Below are 15,722 nucleotides of genomic sequence, written 5' to 3'. Positions count from 1 at the left end.
AGCTTGCAGTTCAGAAGGGTTTTCTTGACCCTATGACCGGCGCCGCGGGTGCCTGGAGCGTCACGCCCGACCAACCCTGATTCATATCAACCGAGCTGCTGCCTCCTCGACGGTCACATGGGGAACCCGTCAGTCACCTATGCGAAGGGGCATTGACGGGGCCAGGGCCTGAGGTCCTGGCCCCGCTGAGCAAGCAGGGACCAGCTTGAGAAAGCGACACGAAGGAAGCGGATGCGCACCGAACGCGCCAGCCATACTCACCGCCACCTCGGGGCCAGCGCTCAGCCGATACCCGCCGTTGATTCAGGAGGAAGGCGGCAGCCATCGTGCCGCCTGTTCGCGACTGACGCGATCGGAATCCACATACCACTGGCGTCGTTCTTTGTCCCAGCGTGCACCGAGCAACCGCTTCGCCTCGTCCTTCTCGGCGTACGGGACGTGCAAGTACAGTCTTGCTCCCGCTTGAGCTGCGACTCCGCGGGCCGAAGCCCGCGGAGTCCTCGGGTTCCACGCCGCCCGCTCTTTACGTGCCCGCTCGATCACACGGCCGACACGCTCACACGCGGCGGGGTCGGTGAGCCGCATCATCAGATCAGTCGGACCCAAGTTGGCCAGCAGATTGAGAGATCCGTGCCAGAGCACTGAGCCGTCGAGGACGAGGACCTTCTCGTGCATGCGCTCACGGAACTCAATCCGGCAGCCGCCCGCCCGCAGCTCTTCTACCAACCCTTGGACCGTTCGACCGCCGCGTCTGTGGTCTGCTCCTCCGGGGCACGTGTGCGGACGATGACGTTGACGCCGTCGGCTGTCCGCTTGGCAAGCTGCGCCGACCAGGTGCGTACGGGCCGCGGATCGAGAAACGGGCAGTAGATCTCGATGCTCCGGGTGGCGCGGTCGATGTCCCACTCCACCGCTCTGGCCACTTCGTCGGCCGGGAAGAAGGCCGGCCGCGACAGTTCCTCGTCCGTGAGCGAGGAGAGCTGGGCAGCTTCGCGGACGGGGATGAGCTGGTCGACGGATATGCATTGGGCGTACGCCTCAAGGTGGTCCAGCATGCGGCTCGCTTCGCTCCCTGCGGGCAGGTGCTCCCGTAGATGCTCAACATCGGCCACGACGACGAGGTGGTCCTGGGCACGGCTGAGAGCAACGTTGAGCAAGCGGCAGGTGTGTGAGGACAATCCGGTGCCCTGAAAGAAGAACCCCGGCTTCGCTCCGGCACCGGCTGTGGTGTCGAGGATGACGATGGGGCGCTGGCTTCCCTGGAAGCGGTGCACCGTGTCCACCAGTCCCTCGAACTGTTCACCGAAGCGGTAAGCGAGGCTGCCCTTCAACGCTTTCACCTGTGCCCGGTACGGAGCAATCACGGCGAGGCGGTCGGTGGCACGCTCCCCCGCAGACGCCTCCTCCCACTTCCAGCCGGGCAGCACACCTTCGTACTGCAGACCGCGGACCAGTTCATGTACGGCAACCTCGTGCACGGTGTTCGTGAGGTGATCCCGGCCGGAGATACGTTGATGTGAGGTGTCGACGAGGATCACCGGCGCATCGGCCAGAGCGTTGAAGGGGATACGGGACTCGTCTCCACGGCCGGTCCTCAGCGGCGCATCAGGATAGGCGACGGTGTTCACAAGATCGCAGATAGCACTGCGCATGCGGTACTGCGTGTCCAGCGCCACAAGCCGGGCGTTGCGGGCCACGGACCCGCCGGCAGTGACCAGCCCTGCCGTGTGGAACACGTCCTGCGCAGTCCACTGACGGGCGTGGTCGTGCTCCGCCGGGGTCGCCTTGCGATCACCGTCCCCCTTCGTGACGGCGGGCAGTTGCCGGAAATCGCCCGCCACCACGAGCCGCTTACCGGCCAGACCGGCCGCGTACCAAGCAGATGGCAGATCGACCATTCCTGCTTCGTCGATAACGACGACATCGACGCCGTCGAGCAGCTTCCGGGACTGCACGGCCTTGGCGACCGTCGCACCGAGCACTCGGCACTTCGAACGGACGGTCTCCTCGATCTGCCGGCGCTGCTCCTCCAGCGCGCTGATCTGCTGCTGAAGGTGCTCGGCCTGAGTGGCAAGGGCGTGGCGGCCGGGCAGTCCGGTGAGTTTCGGCAGCTCGGACGAGAGCGCGTCCCGGAGTCGCGTGATCTCGGCAGTGGCTCTGCGCAGATCACGGTCGGCTGCAGCCAGGTTCGTGGCCGCCTGCTGGATCTGGAACCTTGCCTGACGAACAGCCGCCTGCGCACTCTCGAGTTGGGCTTGTTTCCGGGCGGTGAACATGCCGCTCGGCATCCCGATCTTCGCGATCACTGCCTCTTGGACAAATATGGAGGAGCGTGCCGCGCTCTGCGCCTCGGCGTGTGCTGGCCGAGCCCCTTCCCGCATCAGCATGGTTCTGCTGCGCTGAGGCGAGGTCCGAGCGCAACCCCTCCACCTTGTCGTGTACGGCGATGCACACTCGCGCAGTGCGCAGTGCGCAGAGCAGCCGCGAGCGGCGCAAGGGAATCGTCAAGGCGAGCCGTCAGTCGCGCCGCGATCCGCTCCCTGTCGATCTGGTCTCCGTACTTCTCACGGAGCGAGGCCACAGTGATGTCCCCGGCGCGCTGCACGAGCCCGCCGTCGAAACCCTCTTCCTTCGCGAGCAGGTCACAGATTCGTTCGAGTGCCTGGTCCACAGCGACCTTGGTGGGCGCGAGGAAAAGCACCGAGAGGCCCTGGCGGTAGCTGCCTTCGATGATGTGACCCACGACGTCGGTCTTGCCCGTCCCCGGTGGCCCCCAGAGGAACAGCACCTCGCTGGTGAGTGCTTGCACAATGGCCTGGCGTTGACGCGAATTGAGCCGGAGGGATGCCCAGTTCGCCACCCATTGCTCAGAATTCGCCGAACTGCCGAGGCTCGGGGTACCTCGCCCGAGCGTCCATCCCGCGCTCTCCACGCGCACCGGGTGTTTCGGCTGTCCCACCGTCTCCAGCCGCTCCGCCAGGGCGCGCCAGGATGCGGCGTCGTCCTCCCGGATCTGGACATGAGGAGGGGCTCCGCCGAGGTCCGATGCGGTGACGACCCGTACCTTGTTGTCGGGCATCCGTGACACCTCGGCCTGGGCCCACTCACCGGTGGAGCGGGACGCACGGACCAGAGCGGGCTTGCCGTCCAGCGTCTCCAGCCATTTCCTGCAGTCGAACAGGTACTCATGTCTGTCCTCGGCGGCTGAGATCCTGCGCCCTGCGGACAGGGAGACCTTCGCGCCATCCTTGCCGTCGCTGCGCAGCTCCGCGGCAATTTCCAGACGCACCGCCGCGAGCAACTCCTCCACCGGATACGGCGGCGCCGTCCCCTCGGTCATTCCCGCCCCCTAAGGGGTGTCCCGTAATCAATCCTCAGGTATGCCGAGGCATGCCAGGCAGCCAGGGCGGCGGTCCGTCTACGCGGCCTGGAGGAGGTTGTGCAGGCGGGCGATGCCGAGCATGGCGTGGTGGACGCCGTCACCCTTGAGCCGGCAGTCGCGCAGGATCTTCCACGTCTTCATTCGCGCGAAGACGTGCTCGACCCGTGCTCGGACGCGCTTGTGGGAGCGGTTGTGCTCCTTCTTCCAATCACAAAGGTCACCTTCAGCGGAGCGTCGATGCGGGATCACGAGACCGGTGCCCGGGTAACCGCCATCGGCGATTGTTGTCGTCTTCCCGACAGCCGCCTTTGCTCCGGACTCGGCCCATGCCTTGCAGTCGTTCCGGTTGCCCGGCACCGGCCGTCCGATCGCGACGACCAGACGGGTGTCGGCGTCGATGACGACCTGGTGATTGGTGGAGTACCTGTAGTTCTTCGACTTCTCAGCGATGCTGTGGTCACGGGTAGGAACTAGGGTGCCGTCCACGATGAGCACCGTGTCCTTGCGGAACCGCTGCCGCTGCTTGAGTGCGAGCAGTGGGCCGGTGCGGGCAACGATCCGGTCGGCTGCGGACTTCGAGACGCCGAACAGCGGGGCGAGCTGCCGCAGTGTCAGGTTGGTTCGCCAGTAGGCGGCGACGAGCAACACCCGGTCCTCCAGCGGCAACGACCATGGGCGCCCCGGCCGCAGCACCTCGGCTCCTTCGCGGCGCAGCATCGTGATCAGCTTGCGGAAGGCGCGCGGGTCCAGCCCTGTAAACGGGGCTATCCAAGACAGCTCCGACGCCGTGATCACTGCTGTCACATCAAGATCGTCCCACCGCCCGGAGGCCAGACTCGCGAGGATCGTCACCTGCCAGGATTTTGCTGGGCGGTCTCGCCATCGGCCGGTACGGTGCGATGCAGGACAGAGATGGGGGTGGGCCGGTGCGCCCAGTGTTGATCGTGGATGTGGACGGACCGCTCAATCCGTTTGCCGCGAAGCCGCATCGGCGGCCCGAGGGTTACCAGACACACCAGCTTCTGACGCCCCGCTGGGAGGCCGCCGAGCGACGCCGGCTGGCTGAGTGGGGGCTGACGAACAAGCGGGTGAAACCACTGCGGGTGTGGCTCAATCCGACTCACGGACCGGCATTGGACGCGCTTCCCTTCGACCTGGTGTGGGCAACGACGTGGGAGGAAGAAGCCAACGCTTTCGTCGCACCGGTCCTGGGACTGCCCGAGCTACCCTTCATTTCCTGGCCCTCGCCGCGGACCGGGCCCGGAGGCGGTGTGTTCTGGAAGACGCCGGAGATCGTCTCGTGGGCGAAAGGCCAGGCGTTCGCCTGGATCGATGACGAGATCACCGAGGCGGATCGCGCCTGGGTGAAGGAGCATCACAGCGGTCCTGCTCTACTGCACCGGATCGACCCCCGATGCGGCCTTACCAGCGACGACTTCGCCGCGCTCACGGCATGGGCGACCGGCCTGTGCTGACCCACGACCAGTCGGCAGCCGCCTGCAACACCGTTCCGCACGATCATTGCGGGACAGCCCTTAGTTGTTCTGCAGCCACGGCACCCTGTGATGCTTGCGCCGAGTAGCGCGACTGTAAGCAAGGGGAACAGCAGGGCGAGGCTTTCCAGCCAGCGTGCTGGTGAGCATGGCCGGAAGCGCGAACGGCACAGGTCGTCGCACCGGACCTGGCCCCCGCACCAGATGTGTCGTCGAACGGCGGGGCGGCCCCGGAAGGCGTGCGCCCGGCAGGTGAGGTGGAGCTGGACTATGTCGGTTCCCTCGACAATGCCGCCAAGCTCATCGCCGCGCTGCACCGGGGTGAGAAGCGGCTGGTTTTCTGTGATTCCCGGCGGCAGGTCGAACAGCTGGGGGCGGCGCTGCGCGAGCGTGAGGTGACGGTGTTCCTGTCGCACGCATCGCTGTCGGCGGAGGAGAGAGCCAGGTCCGAGCAGGCTTTCGCCGAGGCTCGGGACTGCGTGATCGTGTCCACTTCCACCCTGGAACTGGGCATCGAAGTCGGTGACTTGGACCGCGTCATCCAGATCGACTCTCCCAGCACTGTCGCCTCGTTCCTGCAACGCATCGGGCGTACGGGGCGGCGCCCAGGGAGCACACGCAACTGTCTGTTCCTGGCGACCCGCAAAGACAGCCTCCTCCAGGCAGCGGCGATGCTCCTGCTCTGGGGAAGGGGCTGGGTCGAGCCGGTGACCGCACCGCCCGAGCCGCGCCACCTGGTGGCGCAACAGCTCCTGGCCGCCACCCTCCAGCAGCAGCGGATCGGTGACCAGCTGTGGCACCAACAGTGGAACGGGCTGGCTCCCTTCGACCGCTCGGCGGCACCTGTCGTGCGCCACCTGGTAGCGCAGGGTTTCCTCCACGAGGACGATGGCCCGCTCTTCATCGGTCCCGAAGCCGAACGACGCTTCGGTCGTCGGCACTTCATCGAGCTGACGGCGTCCTTCACTGCGCCCCCGCAGTTCACGGTCCTGTCCGGGCGCACCGAGATCGGGCAGATAGACCCCTCCGTACTCACGGAGGAACGTCCGGGTCCTCGTCGTCTCCTCCTCGGCGGGCGCAGCTGGCAGGTGACGTTCATCGACTGGGCTCGCAAACGGGCCTTCGTCGAGCCGGCCGACGGCGGTGGCGTCGCCAAGTGGACCAGTGGGTCGCTCGCCGGACTCTCCCACGCCCTCACGCGCGCGATGCGAGAAATCCTCCTGGGAGCCGAGCCCTCCGTGTCGCTCACACGGCGTGCTGAGGTATGCCTCGCCGCGTGGCGGGAGGAAGAAGCTCCTGACATCGTGCATACGGGTGGCATGCTGGTGGCACGGCAGGGCAGCGACGTGCGCTGGTGGACCTGGGCCGGTTACCGCGCGAATGCGACACTCGCGGCAACGCTGCAGTCGATCGCCGATCCCGTGCAGCGGCCGATGAGAGAAGTCCCGCTTCGGCACCCAGGCCGGTAGTCGCCGACGTTCCTCGAAGAGCTGCCGGAAGGTAGGCCATGCGCGCCAGCGACCGAGCGCGACGGGCCCGGAATCGGGCAGCGGAACCCATAAGCGGGAAGCAAGCAGCAAGTCGAGCAGAACCGGCGCGGGACCTCATCGAGTAATGTTCGGCGTCACCTACCGCAACTGTCTGATCCTGTGCGGGGTGTGGACAGTGGCCGCCGCCCTCGCGCCGGTCCTGAACACCCCCATTGGTCACCGAGTTCGCGATGTCGCAGTACGCGCCGTTTTTCATCGCGGGCATCGCCTTCTACCTGATGCGCCGCCACCGGCCCAACGCGATCCTGTGGGCGATCGTGATCCTGCAACTGCTGCTCGCCCAGCGCTACATCGACAATCGCCTGGCCACCAACCTCGGCAAGGCCGCCGTGGACGCCCTGCCCACTTGGCCCGCCCGCTTCATCATCATCGCCGCATTCGCCCTGATCGGCGCGCTCGCGCTCGGCGCCTGCGACCGGATCCAGTGGAAGTGGCTCACCACCACGGGAGCGCTCACCTACCCGCTCTACCTCATCCACCTGAACATCGGCATGCCCTCATCCACCACTACCGGGACCAGATCCCCACCCCGGTCCTGGTGGCCTCGGTGACCGCATGCTGGTCACCGCCTGGCTCATCCACCGCCTCATCGAACACCCCCTCGGAAAGTGGCTCCGCACCACCACGCGCCCAGGCATCGACGATGTCCGCCAGCACGTCACACCTCGCCGCAGACACGCCCGGCGCCCCGCACCACAACACCCACCGGGCCCCGCACGGCGGAAGACGACCGGACTACGGCGCACGCCCGCACATTCGAGTCGGTCTAGCTACTTTCCCCCTGAACAAGTCGGGGCTGCTGTGGGGTTGGCGTTTGGGAGAGCTGGTGTGGGCTGCCGGTGGCCTGGGCAGTTGCGATGAGTCGGCGGCGGCCAGGGGTGGTGGCAGAGTTGCGGGCCGCGGGGTCGGTGCGCTCACGCGGCCGGAACGTGTGACACCTCAAGGAGGCCGGCCAGGGCTTCTCCATCCCCGTACGGGACGGATGGAGGCCCAGGAAATTGTCCGGGGGTGAACTCGCCTACCTGGACCCGTCCGAGCGGGTGGGCCTGAGGGGCAATGTCGTCGAGTTCGCGTGGCCCGATCCTCTCCGCCTCTGGCATGAACCCAAAGACGCCCAGACACATCGGGACAATCGGGGCTATGGGCGGGTGAGGATGGACCCCACGAGTCCAGGGGACAGCCCGCGGGGTATGGGGAGTTCACATTCCGGTGATGTGCGGGACTACTGGGCAGCGAAGTTGGCCTTCGCCGGCGCCGACGGGACCGAGTACGTGGTCTACCTGTCCCCGCCGGACGCGCAATGGCACGAATACCGGCCGGTCTTCGACACCGCCGTCCACGGAATCCGCCTTCGCGAGTAACCTCCGGCACCCCGCTCAGGAGCAGTTGTGCCCTCCGCATGCCTCGTCTCGCGGATTTCTGTGGCAGGTCTCCAGCCCCCGGAAGCAAGCGTTTCACCAGATCAGAGGGAAGGTAAGCGCCAACAGCGCGCTGTGCGGAGGCCCCTGCTCCGGCTGCCGCGCCCGGGCTGCGGCCGCTCCATGTTCTCAGGCGGCGGTGGCCCCGCCCTTGGCCAGCCGCCCCGTCACTTCGGCCAGCGCGGCGGCCAGCCGAGCGCGCCCGGTCCGGGAGTCGCGGACACTGCGGCTGTTCTCAATGTGCAAGAAGGGGACGCCACTCGCCGCCGCCATGCCTGCCTGCACGTTGGTGGTGCCTTCCAGCCGACCGCAGTCCTGGTCCCACGCCCGGCACACCGTGAACCCGGCGGAGGACAGCGGGCGCGCCGCCTCGCGCACCCAGTGGCTCGCCTCGCCCGGCCCCGCTGACACCACCACGTCGTTGCCCGGCGAACTGTCGTCGGCGAAGCCGTGCACCTGAATACCGGGGATCCGACGGGCAGCCAGCGCCGCGCACACGGCGTTGAAGACCGAGTCCTGGCGGTGCGCCACATCTGCCGAGTTGCCGCGGCCCGAATCGCGGGTGGCGCCCGCCAGCACCAGGACCCCGCCGGGGGACCGGGAGAACAGCTCCGCGCCGAGCAGCTCGGTGTGCTGGTCCGAAACCGGGTGCGGCACCTGCGCACTCCATTGCACACGCCGGCTCAGATCGACGAATACCTCGCCCCAGCCGCGCGGTTGCGCTCGCTGCCCGGTGGCCTCGGCGACCTGGGCGACCATCCGGTGCGAGCCCGCCAGACGCACGGTGCGCACCGTGTAACCGACCTCGGACAGTGGTTCACGCGCCGCGTCGAGTCTGCCGTCGACGATGTCCGCGATCCCCTCGCTCACCCGCGCGCGTTCGGCGGCGTCGGGGATCCGGTACTCGTGATCGGAGGGGAAGTGCCGGATGTACCCACGGATGTGCTCCTCCAGGTCGACCGTCGGCGCGGCGGCCGGGGGCCCGTGCGTGGCTCGGAGCGCGAGGGTGATGAGCGTCGCCGTCACGCTGAGGACGAGTAGTGCGACGACCGCGAGGAAGCGCCGGCTCCGCAGCCTGCTCACGGCCCGCTTCACGGCAGTGACAAGGATCACCGTTTCACCTGTCCTCTGGTCTCAACACCCGGATAAATACCGCCATCTGTAAGGGAGTAAGGAACGCCTAGGAAGGTTGATCGCCTATGTCGGCAGCTTCAAGGGCTGCTCCGCATCCACCACATCGGGTGCGGCGAAAGCGCGCAGATATGCCCCTTCTCGGGGGCGTCCGACCACCCATAGCCGCAATATCGGCGCTGCTTCTCGCCGTTTCCGGGATCACCGCCATGACCGTGGGCCGCTCCAGCGACAGCGCGGTTTCGCAGGCCGTCGTCGAGTCCCAGCAGCTCATGGCCGCCGACGCCGCCGGATCGCTCAGCTCCTCGCTGGAGCAGAGCTCCCACGATCTGCGCAATGCCACCGACCTGCTCGGCCTCGGCGCTGCCAACTCCCCCGACACGGCGCTACGCAGGCTCTCCGGCTCCTACGGCAAGTGGCGCGGCCTCGCTGCCGTGGACCCCGCCAGCGGCAAGCTACTGGCCGCACGCGGGGAGAACGTACCGTTGGACCGGCTCTCCCAGCGGGGCGGCGCGGACGCTCTGCAGCCCCGCCTGGTCACCCTCGATTCGCTCCAGCCCCGGCTGCTGTCCTTCGCGCTGCTGGACACAGCGGGCGGGAAACGGCAGTTGCTGATCGCCTCCGGCTCCCTGCGCCTGCCGGAGCAGAAAGAGGGGCGCACCACCTTCGTCATGGACTCCGGCGGCCGGATCCTGGCCGCCGCCGGCGACCAGGCCGACGACTCGGCCCTTCGCAAGCTCGCCAGCCAGTCAGGGCAGGCCAGGAGCGGCGCCAACGGGAGCCGCACCGAGCGCCGCGACAACGCCCACCACGACGTCGTCGGCTACGCGCCGGTGCCCGCGGGCCCGGACGGCCAGAACTTCGGCCTGACCCTGGTCACCAGCATCCGCGTCCCTGAAGGCACCGCCGTCGCCGGCGACCGGTTCCTGGGCCTGTGTGCAGCGGCCGCGCTGCTCGCCATCTGCCTCGCCGTCACCTGGGTGCTGTGGCGCTGGATCCAACGCCCTCTGCTGCGACTGCACATGGCTGCCCGCCGCCTCGCCCACGGCGATCTGCAGCGCCCGGTGCCGGCGTACGGAACCGGCGAGGCGGCCCGTATCAGCCGTTCCCTGGAGTCCCTGAGGCTGCAGTTGACGGGCGCGATCGGGTGCGACGACGTGCCGAAGGCACCGGCCCGCCGCCGTACGATGCGCAACACGACCCTGTGCTGCGCCGCGCTCGTCACGGCGTGGTCGTGTGCGCTGCCGCTGATGACCCTGGGCGAAGGCCGGGTGCCGGTGCCCGCCCCCGTCGTACACGGCCAGCAGGAACGTACCGCCGCCGCCTCCGACCGCGTGCGGCGCATGCTCGGCGAGGGTGTCGCCGGCCTGTCCTCGGTGGCCCGCCTGACGGACGGTACGCCGGAGCAGATCGGCAAGGCCCTGGACACGGCGCTGACCCGGCACAACACATGGCGCTCCCTGTACCTCGTCGACCGTGACGGGCGCATTCCCGAGTACGCCGGCGACGCCCCGTACGGCATGGGCCACAAGCCCCTTCTGGCAAAGGTGAAGAACGGCACACCGGCGATCGTGCAGCTCAACCACGACGGCAAGGTCCCGTTGTCCGCGGCCGTGATCCCGGTGGGCGCGGGAGGCGGCGAGGCGCTGGTCGCCGAATTCCGCCCCGAGGCGCTGAGCGGCGCACTTACCCGCCCCGGCATTGGCAGCGCCTGGCTCGTCGACGCCGACAGCAAGATCATCGGATCCAACCAGAGCTTCTTCGCCTTCGACTCGCTGCCCAGCCAGGACTCCGGCGATGGACCGGCGCTCACCGCGGCGGCCGAGGTACGCGGAACCCACGCCGCCAAGGGCCTCGGATGGCGCGTCGTCACCCGCAAACCGATGTCCAGGCTGCCGCTCGCCTCCTACGAGACCCGGCGGCAGACAGAACTGGCCGCACTGCTCGCCTTCAGCGCGGCGGTGCTGTGCCTGGGCTGGCTGCACCTGACGGTACTGCGGCCGTTGCGCGCCCTGGAGCGCACGGCCGCGGCCCTCTCCGCCGGCGACACCTCCACCGTGCTCTACCCCCGCCACCACGACGAGGTCGGGTCAATCGTCCGCAGCCTGGAGCTGATCCGGCAGCGCGTGGCGGCAGCACAGGCGGACGCCGACGCACCGCGCGTCGCCGCGTCGCCGCGCTCCTGAACCCCGCCGGAACCCCCCACTCCGTCCCCCCACAACTGACAAGCGAAAGACATGCTCTTCCTCTACAGCGTCTTCCTCGTCTGCTCGCTCGGGCTGCTCGTCGCCGGGATCATCGAGCAACGCAGACACTTCGCGAACCTGACCCAGATACCCACCCGTGTGCTCGTCAACGGCATCCGTGGCAAAAGCTCCATCACCCGGCTGTGCGCCGGTGCACTCCGCGGCGGAGGGCTGGTCACGGTCGCCAAGACCACCGGCACCGCCGCCCGCTTCATCCACCCGGACGCCACCGAGGAGCCCGTCTACCGGAAGTTCGGCATCGCCAACGTTGTTGAACAGATCGGTATCGTGCGACGGGCCGCGGCCTACCGGCCGCAGGCCCTGGTAATGGAGTGCATGGCCGTGATGCCCGCCCTCCAGGAGGTCAACCAGACCAAGCTGATCCGCTCGACCATCGGCGTGCTGTGCAACGTCCGCGAGGACCACCTCGCCGAGATGGGCCCCACGCTCGACGACGTCGCCCGCTCGCTGTCCCGCTCGATGCCGGTCGGCGGAGTCTGCATCACCGCCGAACGGGACCGGTTGCCCATCCTGCGCGAGGAAGCCGCCGCCCGTGACTGCGAGTTGATCGCTGTCGACCCCGAATCCGTCACCGACGAGGAGCTGCGCGGCTTCAACTGGTTCACCTTCAAGGAGAACGTCGCCATCGCCCTCGCCGTGGCCGAGCTGCTCGGCGTGGACCGCCGGACCGCACTGCAGGGCATGTGGGACGCGCCGCCCGACCCCGGCGTGCTGTCGGTGCAGAAGTACCGCACACCACGAGGCGGGCAGCTGAACTTCGCCAACGTCTTCGCCGCCAACGACCCGGAGTCGACGCTGATGAACGTCGGCCAGCTGCTGAGCCTCGGGGCCATCAACCACCCTCTGCACGTCGTCATCAACTGCCGCCCCGACCGGGTCGAACGCAACGGCCAGATGGGCGCGATCGTGCCCAGCCTGGACCCGCAGACCGTCTTCCTGATCGGCCACCCCACCAAGAGCGCAAGCGAGGGCATACCCGGTCACTGGACGGGACGGGTCGTCGACCTCGGCGGCGACCACCGCGACCCCGACGAGCTGCTGGACGCCCTGCTCGACGCGATCGACGGTGACGCCTCGCTCGTCGCCATCGGCAACATCCACGGACAGGGCGAACACCTGCTGAAGCGGCTGGAGCGGCTCCCCGCCGCCGAGGCACTGCCGACCGAGACCGACCCCACTGGAGCCACCCTGTGACACCCGTCGCCCTCGCCCCGGAGATGGCCGCCGTCGGCATCGCCCTCGGCCTGCTGTTCTCCCTGATCTGCTATCTGACGACCAACCTCTCACCCGGCGGCATGATCACCCCGGGCTGGCTCGCCCTCACCCTCGTCGAGGACGTGCGGCTGGCCGGGATGGTCGCGTGCGTCACTCTGCTGACGTACCTGTGCACCAGGGTGATGCAGAACACGATGATCCTTTACGGCAAGCGGCTCTTCGCGGCGGTCGTGATGTGCGGCGTCCTGCTGCAGGCAACGCTGTACTTGGTGCTCCAGAACCAGTTCCCGACGCTGTTCGCCCACCAGACCCTGGGCTTCATCGTGCCCGGCCTCATCGCCTACCAGCTGGTCCGGCAGCCGCCGAAGGCCACGCTGATGTCCACCGCCACCGTCACCCTCGGCGCCTACGTGATCCTCGCCGCCGGGATGCTGCTCGGCGCCCTGCCCAGCACCTGACGAGAGAGAACGCCCGCACCCATGACCGTACGTTCCCCCCGGACCAAACATCTGTCCCTGGCCGCCCTGGCCGTCCTCACCCTCACCAGCACGGCGCTCACCTACCAGCTCCATCACACCGAGAAGGACGCCGACCCCACGGCGGTGTCCGCACCACTCCCGAGCCACCCCGGTCCCGGCGCCAGTTCCTACACCTACGACCGCCTGGCCGGCCCGGCCAGGACCGTGGTGCGCGACGCGAAGGGAGGTGTGGCCGCCACTTTGACCGACGGCGCGCGCACCGCCGTGCTGACCGGGCCCAGCCGCACCTTCACCGAGCCGCACACCACCAAGGCGAAAATCGTCACCGACAGCTGGGTGCGGCTGATGCCCAAACCCTGGAAAGCGGGCACGGAGAAACAGAAGTGGTTCACCGACTGGTTCGCCGCATTCCACCGCAGCGCACGGCCTGATCTGCTCGCCGTCTCCCAGCAGTACGTCAAAGGAGCGCCGCAGAAGAAGGACCGGCAGGGGCTGCGCTACGCCGGCCCCGCTACCGCTGGCCCACCCACTCCACCCGGCTCACCAGCAGGCGGCCCGCACCGCAGGCCGTCGGACTTCTACCACTACCTGGGCAAGCCCTGGACGTTCCCCGACCGCAAGAACGCCCTCCCCGACAAGTCCCGTTACGGCGCGGTGGATTCCTCCGGCTACGTACGGCTGGTCTACGGCTACCGCGGCGGCTATGCCCTCCTGGGCACCGACCGCAAGGGCCCCGGACTGCCGCGCACGACCAACGGGATCGCCTCGGTAGGCCCCGGCGTCCCGGTGATCCCCAACCGCGACGCACGCCCCTCGGAGCTGGACACCCTGCAACCCGGCGACCTCGTCTTCTTCGACACCGATCGGCGCAACGGGCCCCGCCTGGACCACATGGGCATCTACCTCGGGCTCGACACCGACGGCCACCCCCGGTTCATCTCCAGCCGGGAGAAGAACAACGGCCCCACGTTCGGCGACATCGGCGGCAGCGCGCGCATCGACGGCGCCGGCACCTATGCCGTCAGCCTGCGCGCGGCCCAACGCCTGTGACGACCGGTCGACTGAGACCACCAGGGGCCGGGCACACCCCGGCCCCTGGGTCGCCGCCGCGGGTCGCCGCCGCGGGTCGCCGTCCTGGTCTGCAACTCAACGGCCACACTTGCGGTCAGATGGCGGCGCTGCCCACTGACGGCGAACGGGAAGACCATCCTGACCGCCGACGGCAAGAAGCTCCTGGCGGTGCCCTCAGCGGGCAGGCACAATGGAAAACCCTGCGAACCCGGTGAGACCGCGCTGTTCGACCTGTACGCGCCAAGCAGACCACTCGCCCCTACGCGGCGGGCGGGCACCCGCGTGACACCCCTTCGTTCCCGCACCGCCACCGCCAACGGCATCACCGCTCCGCCCTATGGGCACCGCACATCGCAGCTGCTCCGTCACCACGATGGGCGCAGGACACCTCCGTGCCAGTTTCCTGCCAGATCCAGCGGTAAACCACGGTCAACAGGGGTGCCACGCCACCCAACCCACCTGCCACCCAGGTTCACGAATCAAGGCGATGCCTGCCTCGATCGCCGCGGGAAGCCACAGGCCCCTTCTGCGAGCTATCTGGGAGCCGGCCTACGCCCGAAAACCCTTCGACGCCACCCGAGACCAATCGGCACCACGCCTCTGACCTGGGCAAATATTATCCGTGCAGGCAAGATCAGTCTCCGGACCTCATTCGGGAGGAAGAGGTCGTGGGTTCACGGCTCCCGACTTCGGAAGCCCGGGTCAAGGGCCTGATCTGCATCGCCGCTCGGGCCCTTCCCACGATTCACGTGATCATTTGAGAGTCCCTTGGAGGGGCTTTCGGTCGAGGTTGGCAGGATCCCCCAGCCACAACCAGCTCCTGCTGCGCAGCGAGCTCGCCGAAAACGCTCCAAGAATCGACGTACCCTTCAAACCGGTCGAGGCGGTACGGACAGGGATGGTCTACGACGGCCTCGTCATCCGGTGCACCACAGCTGAGGAGCACGCCCGCATCCTCGCGGAGACCGGCAGGGTCGGCCGCAGCGACCGTGTCCACATCTTGGAGACCTCAGATGGCCGTGCCAACTACGTGGTCTCCGCTGCCGTGGGCTGGGCCTACGACGACGAAGACGTTCGTGCACCGAGCCGTCTCGCCTTCTTCCCACCGGCCAGCGCCCCGGTGCGGATCCTGCCTTTGGCAGCCAAGTCGTAACCGTCTTCCCTCGAAGGTTGCCGTGACGACTGGTCAGCTTCCCGCGTCCATGCAGCTCAGAGCCCTATTGCTACGGCTCCCACCAGGCGCCTTCTCAACACTTGGGCCCAACTTCGAATCCTGCCGGGACGCTCTTGCCGTACCGTGTCCAGCCCTCCCTCACCGAGGGCTTTTTGCAGGGCAGGGGGAATCGAGCAGGGCGGCGTAGCAGTGGCATAAGTAATGGAGCCGACTCTTAGCGGCGGGGCGGCCGCCACCCTGCGCGCTCAAGAGCCCTCTGTGCGCCCAGAACCCCTATCCGGCCCGTCTCCTCCGACGGCCTCGACGGATGAATCCGTAGAGCCGGCGCAGGGGACCGGCGCATGGAAGGGGGCGAACGGGCCCTGAACGCAGAAAAGCCCCGCACCATAAGGTGCGGGGCTTTCCCACAATGATTGTTCGGCGGCGTCCTACTCTCCCACAGGGTCCCCCCTGCAGTACCATCGGCGCTGAAAGGCTTAGCTTCCGGGTTCGGAATGTAACCGGGCGTTTCCCTAACGCTATGACCACCGAAACACTATGAA

The 15,722-nt window shown here is 68.0% G+C and carries 13 protein-coding genes, 1 rRNA gene and 1 pseudogene; 9 read left to right on the top strand and 6 right to left on the bottom strand.

Annotated elements, in window-relative coordinates:
- Window positions 1–303 precede the first annotated feature (303 nt).
- From KI385_RS33120 to KI385_RS33105, 4 genes are all read right to left on the bottom strand, one after another.
- Window positions 304–675: a DUF5710 domain-containing protein gene (locus tag KI385_RS33120; RefSeq protein ID WP_238575728.1), complete on the bottom strand. Its 372-nt coding sequence runs from the start codon at window positions 673–675 to the stop codon at window positions 304–306.
- A gap of 44 nt (window positions 676–719) precedes the next feature.
- Window positions 720–2,381 carry an AAA domain-containing protein gene (locus tag KI385_RS33115; protein WP_342593485.1) on the bottom strand — a complete coding sequence of 554 codons (1,662 nt, stop codon included), beginning with the start codon at window positions 2,379–2,381 and terminating at the stop codon, window positions 720–722.
- Complete coding sequence (locus tag KI385_RS33110; RefSeq protein WP_238575726.1) at window positions 2,381–3,340, bottom strand: AAA domain-containing protein; 960 nt, start codon at window positions 3,338–3,340, stop codon at window positions 2,381–2,383. The genes KI385_RS33115 and KI385_RS33110 overlap by 1 nt, the downstream gene beginning before the upstream one ends.
- A 78-nt stretch (window positions 3,341–3,418) precedes the next feature.
- Window positions 3,419–4,186 carry a transposase gene (locus KI385_RS33105; RefSeq protein WP_238577962.1) on the bottom strand — a complete coding sequence of 256 codons (768 nt, stop codon included), beginning with the start codon at window positions 4,184–4,186 and terminating at the stop codon, window positions 3,419–3,421.
- Window positions 4,187–4,281: 95 nt separating this feature from the next.
- On the opposite strand from KI385_RS33105, the gene KI385_RS33100 reads away from it, so the two are divergent.
- From KI385_RS33100 to KI385_RS33085, 4 genes and pseudogenes are all read left to right on the top strand, one after another.
- A complete protein-coding gene (locus KI385_RS33100) occupies window positions 4,282–4,857 on the top strand; it encodes an HAD domain-containing protein (RefSeq protein WP_342593484.1) in 576 nt (191 codons plus the stop codon).
- A gap of 176 nt (window positions 4,858–5,033) precedes the next feature.
- Window positions 5,034–6,308, top strand: a pseudogene (locus KI385_RS33095) (helicase-related protein); the annotation flags it as partial.
- Window positions 6,309–6,595: 287 nt separating this feature from the next.
- Window positions 6,596–6,976: an acyltransferase family protein gene (locus KI385_RS33090; RefSeq protein WP_238575724.1), complete on the top strand. Its 381-nt coding sequence runs from the start codon at window positions 6,596–6,598 to the stop codon at window positions 6,974–6,976.
- A 639-nt stretch (window positions 6,977–7,615) separates the two neighbouring features.
- Entirely contained in the window at window positions 7,616–7,786 is a 171-nt protein-coding gene (locus KI385_RS33085) for a hypothetical protein (protein WP_238575723.1), read from the top strand.
- Window positions 7,787–7,972: 186 nt separating this feature from the next.
- Here KI385_RS33085 and KI385_RS33080 read toward each other — a convergent pair whose 3' ends face one another.
- On the bottom strand, window positions 7,973–8,956 hold the full coding sequence (locus tag KI385_RS33080) for a hypothetical protein (protein ID WP_238575722.1): 984 nt from the start codon (window positions 8,954–8,956) through the stop codon (window positions 7,973–7,975).
- Window positions 8,957–9,183: 227 nt separating this feature from the next.
- Here KI385_RS33080 and KI385_RS33075 point away from each other — a divergent pair, with 227 nt between their 5' ends.
- The 5 genes from KI385_RS33075 to KI385_RS33055 all read left to right on the top strand — a co-directional run bounded on the left by KI385_RS33075 (window position 9,184) and on the right by KI385_RS33055 (window position 15,159).
- On the top strand, window positions 9,184–11,160 hold the full coding sequence (locus KI385_RS33075) for a HAMP domain-containing protein (protein ID WP_238575721.1): 1,977 nt from the start codon (window positions 9,184–9,186) through the stop codon (window positions 11,158–11,160).
- A 51-nt stretch (window positions 11,161–11,211) separates the two neighbouring features.
- Entirely contained in the window at window positions 11,212–12,435 is a 1,224-nt protein-coding gene (pgsB, locus tag KI385_RS33070; RefSeq protein WP_238575720.1) for a poly-gamma-glutamate synthase PgsB, read from the top strand.
- Window positions 12,432–12,914: a poly-gamma-glutamate biosynthesis protein PgsC/CapC gene (locus tag KI385_RS33065; protein ID WP_238575719.1), complete on the top strand. Its 483-nt coding sequence runs from the start codon at window positions 12,432–12,434 to the stop codon at window positions 12,912–12,914. Before pgsB ends, KI385_RS33065 begins: the two co-directional genes overlap by 4 nt.
- A gap of 21 nt (window positions 12,915–12,935) precedes the next feature.
- A complete protein-coding gene (locus KI385_RS33060; protein ID WP_238575718.1) occupies window positions 12,936–13,985 on the top strand; it encodes an NlpC/P60 family protein in 1,050 nt (349 codons plus the stop codon).
- Between the two features lie 811 nt (window positions 13,986–14,796).
- Window positions 14,797–15,159 carry a hypothetical protein gene (locus tag KI385_RS33055; RefSeq protein ID WP_238575717.1) on the top strand — a complete coding sequence of 121 codons (363 nt, stop codon included), beginning with the start codon at window positions 14,797–14,799 and terminating at the stop codon, window positions 15,157–15,159.
- 436 nt (window positions 15,160–15,595) lie between these two features.
- Here KI385_RS33055 and rrf read toward each other — a convergent pair.
- Window positions 15,596–15,712 (bottom strand): 5S ribosomal RNA (gene rrf / locus KI385_RS33050).
- Window positions 15,713–15,722: the final 10 nt, after the last annotated feature.

The sequence above is a fragment of the Streptomyces inhibens genome (genome assembly GCF_022221585.1).
Lineage (GTDB): Bacteria > Actinomycetota > Actinomycetes > Streptomycetales > Streptomycetaceae > Streptomyces > Streptomyces inhibens.
This window is presented reverse-complemented; position numbering and strand designations above follow the sequence as displayed.